This is a genomic window from Acidithiobacillus sp. (assembly GCF_049965315.1).
Classification (GTDB): domain Bacteria; phylum Pseudomonadota; class Gammaproteobacteria; order Acidithiobacillales; family Acidithiobacillaceae; genus Acidithiobacillus_B.
This window is the reverse complement of sequence record NZ_JBMFWL010000059.1, coordinates 1-3,662: the sequence shown is the minus strand read 5'-3', so window position 1 is coordinate 3,662 and position 3,662 is coordinate 1. Positions and strand designations below refer to the sequence as shown.

Here is a 3,662-nt window from a genome sequence, read left to right as displayed (position 1 = left end):
CCGTCTCAGGAGCGCGGAGGACTGCTCATCCTGGAATCGTCCCGGTACGGTAATGTATCCTGTGGCTTTTTCCCTAAGGCGAAGGGCGAGCCGATGAACTGGCGTTGGCATCATTTTCTCAATGCACTGGAGTCCGCTCTCCTGGTCGCCGCCATGTTGCTGCTGATGGCGGCTATCGGTTGGCTCTTCGGCGGCGTGGAAACCCTGTACGGGATGCTGGTGGGTGGCATCCTCTTCCTGCTGATCGCCCCGCGCCTGACCCCACCGGTGCTGCTGCGCATGATGGGTGCGCAGGCCCTGACGCCGGAGCAGGCGCCGCGTCTCTTTGCCATGGTGCAGAAACTCGCCGGCCGCTCCGGACTAGCCCATTCCCCCCAACTCTACCGCCTCCCCACGCCCGTCTTGAACGCCTTTTCCACGGGGATCGGGAAGAATGTTTCCATCATCGTGTCCGACGGGCTCCTGGCTGCGCTGGACGGCCGCGAACTGGCGGGGGTGCTGGCCCATGAAATTTCCCATGTCCGTCATAAGGACATCTGGGTGATGGTCATGGCCGATCTCTTCAGCCAGATGACCTGGACCTTTTCCCTCTTTGGTCAATTGCTGCTCCTGATCAACCTGCCGCTGTGGTTGATGCACCGGCATACCATGCCCTGGGCCGCCATCATTCTGCTCCTCTTTGCGCCCACCCTGAGCGTGCTCCTGCAACTGGCGCTCTCCCGGCAGCGGGAGTTCGATGCGGATCTGGGTGCCATGGAACTGACCCATGATCCGGAGGGGCTCGCTGGCGCGCTACGGAAAATGGAGGATGCCCAAGAACAGGAAATGAATCGCCTTTTCCCCGGCGGCGAACGGCCGGCCATACCGTCGTGGTTGCGCACCCATCCCGATACGGCCGAGCGCATCCGGCGTCTGCCCCGGCTCGTCCTGCCTGCCAGGCCCCAGGATGTCTGGGAGCGCGATCCGGCTTCCCTGCGGCCAACGGCAAAAACTTCGGCGCGACGGCATCACTTCACGGGTTTTCGCCTGTAGGGCGTCGCGCCCTATCTCCAGGTGACCCGGTGATCGCGTTGCTATTCCTCGGATTCGAGGTTCTCCAGAGTCTTCTGCCGTGATTCCACGGCATAACGGACCGTGACCGCAGCCCCTGTAGCGGATACCAACGCCATCATCACCAGCACCGCGGGGAGGCCCCAGAAACGCTCCAGGAGCGGGAAAAGGGCGGCGGACAGGGCCGCCCCCAGCCGCGAGACGGCGGTGGCTATTCCGGCGGCGCTGGCGCGCAGTTCCGTGGGGAAGATTTCTACCGCCAGGGCGAAGACGGTTACCCCGGGGCCTATCCCGACGCCGAAGGCATAGATGGCGCACCCGATATAGATGCCAGGCAAGGAATGCAGCAGCATAAAGCCGGCGAAAAGGGCGAGGCCCAGGGTCATCAGGCTGAATCCGGCGACTTGCAAGGGAATGCGTCCCCAGCGATCCAGCCTGGGCAGAATGTAGGCAATCCCCAGGGCGGAAATCACCAGAAACGCCGCGTTGATGGCTGCCGCTGCCCCGTTGCTGGCGGCAAATCCCTGATCCCGCAGTACCACAGGGAAATAGAGGCCGATACCTAAGCCCACCACATCCAGACAAAACCAGGGGAGGGCGCTCAATACCAGACGTCGCCGCCAGGGGTGCTGCAGGAGCGCCCGCCACGGCCTGCGCTTGCCTTGGTATTGGCGCAGCGTTTCCGCTATTTGCGCGGCGGACCATTGGGGCTGCAGATGCGCCAACGCCGCCTGAGCAGCATCCGTTTGCCCGGTGCGGCACAGCCAGCGCGGCGATTCCGGGAGGCGCTTGCGAACCCAGAGCAGGAGGATCGCGGGAATGGCGGCGCTGCCCAGCATCCAGCGCCAGGACGCCGGGCCGAGGGTGAGCAAAGACCAGCCGACGACGCTGGAGAGGAGCGCACCCACATACCAGGCCATGTTTACCCAGGCAAAGCGATTGCCCCTTCGCTCGGTGGCGCTATATTCGGCAACGATGGTCGCCACGAGGGGATAATCCATGCCCACTGCCAGGCCGATGAGGAAGCGGCCCAGACATAGGGCGGCGAGGTTGGGGCTGAGCGCGCTGACGAGGGCGCCAAAAATGTACAGAAAAATGTTGGGGAAGAGCAGCCGGCGGCGGCCGAAACGATCCGTGAGCGGTCCGCCCAGCGAGGCGCCGACCAAGGACCCCAGCAAGGCCATGGCCATGAGCGTCCCTGTGCCGGTGGCATGCAAATGCCAGACATTGCCCAGGGGCAGCAGGGCGACGGCGATGATGCTGAGGTCGTAGCCATCCAGAAACATGCCCAACATGGCCGCGAGCAAGGCATGGCCGCGGTGCTGCTGTTGCTCCGCAGTCAACGGCTTGGGCACGCCATCGGCCGCCGCCCTCAACGAAGTTCCCACAGTTGCAGATGGTAGGGTGGGAAAGCGAGGCTGACGCCGGCGCCGCCGGGCAACAGCGTTACCGTTTGCCAGAGCCGTCCATTTTGCAGATAAACCGTCGTGGTGATCACGTTACCCTGTTGCGCCACCCTGCTGCGCAAGGGGAACAATGCCTGGACATGGACGAAGGTGATGCCGTTGCGGGATTGGGTCAGGCTGAGGCGATAGCCTGTCCGCCCTTCTTTGCCCTCATGCCATCGTGACAGCACACCATCCCATCGTTTTCCCTTTTGCCAGAGTGGGAGCACCCCGGCGGCCACCTGCCGCCCCCCCAGATCCAGGGCGAAGCGCACGCTCTGTACGGGGCCCCGGACCAGATAGTCATCATGGGCAAGCGCCGCGGGAGTAGTGGTCCAGAGGAGCGTGCTGACTCCCACGGCACCGAAAAGGAAGGCTTTGAGGTTATGCATGATCAACGCTTGGGTCGGCTTGGCCAAAGCATGGCACATCCATGGGGGAGAGTCATCTGCGCCGGATAAAAAAGCCGCCCGGAAGCAAATCCGGACGGCCCGTTCCGCTGCGCGGCCAATCCCGCCGCTTCGCCTAGAAGGCGGTCTGGAACTGCACCACCATGGTATTGTACACATAGCCGTTGCCCGGCCCGATGTTCCTGCCCGCCGCCCGCCAGGCGCTGCTCCGGCTGGGAATGACGTAGTTCAACTGCACCTTGGCCGCATGGGGGTTTTTGTAGTTGAAGTAATAGTTCACCGTTCCTAAAACCATAGAAATTTATTCCATGGACGCCAACCGAACGATACTGTCAGCGATTCGCGTGCCGGAATCCCACCGGCAAGCACAAAGGGCAGCCTAAGCCACCGCCACAACCGGGGCGTTTGATATCTTCCTTGCGTCCGATACCGCGTGCCCGGGAGGGTCGAGCTTCCTCGCCTCGCGCTGCGCTGCAAGCGCCGCTTTGAGTTTGCGGTTCACCTGGCTGAGGTACGACCATACATGCCTGGACCGCTTCCGCACGGGTGTGACCAGGGTGACATGACCATTCCTACCGTCCGGTGCCTTGAAGACGTTCTCTCCATGCACCACACGATGCGCCGGGACTTCCCGTAAACGCAATTCTCTACGGCCAATCGCTACTGCGGCCCCTTCATGGACCGTCAATCCGTAGCGATCTGCCCAATGCAAACGGCCCAATACCGATGTATAGGCCGGGTTCACCATTTTGACGGC

The 3,662-nt window shown here is 62.9% G+C and carries 5 protein-coding genes; 1 reads left to right on the top strand and 4 read right to left on the bottom strand.

All coding sequences use genetic code 11. The features are described 5' to 3' along the window. Positions 1–93 precede the first annotated feature (93 nt). The gene (locus tag ACP5MM_RS09730) at positions 94–1,032 is read left to right on the top strand and encodes a zinc metalloprotease HtpX (RefSeq protein ID WP_427931041.1); all 939 of its coding nucleotides are present in this window, start codon (positions 94–96) and stop codon (positions 1,030–1,032) included. 41 nt (positions 1,033–1,073) lie between these two features. On the opposite strand, the gene ACP5MM_RS09725 is transcribed toward ACP5MM_RS09730, so the two are convergent. The 4 genes from ACP5MM_RS09725 to ACP5MM_RS09710 all read right to left on the bottom strand — a co-directional run. After that, positions 1,074–2,345, bottom strand: a complete 1,272-nt coding sequence (locus tag ACP5MM_RS09725; RefSeq protein ID WP_427931048.1) for an MFS transporter — start codon at positions 2,343–2,345, stop codon at positions 1,074–1,076. Between the two features lie 77 nt (positions 2,346–2,422). Continuing rightward, the gene (locus ACP5MM_RS09720; protein WP_427931042.1) at positions 2,423–2,887 is read right to left on the bottom strand and encodes a hypothetical protein; all 465 of its coding nucleotides are present in this window, start codon (positions 2,885–2,887) and stop codon (positions 2,423–2,425) included. Between the two features lie 133 nt (positions 2,888–3,020). Next, on the bottom strand, positions 3,021–3,200 hold the full coding sequence (locus ACP5MM_RS09715) for a hypothetical protein (RefSeq protein ID WP_427934525.1): 180 nt from the start codon (positions 3,198–3,200) through the stop codon (positions 3,021–3,023). Positions 3,201–3,284: 84 nt separating this feature from the next. Next, on the bottom strand, positions 3,285–3,662 hold a 378-nt coding region (locus ACP5MM_RS09710), incomplete at its 5' end, for a hypothetical protein (RefSeq protein WP_427934524.1).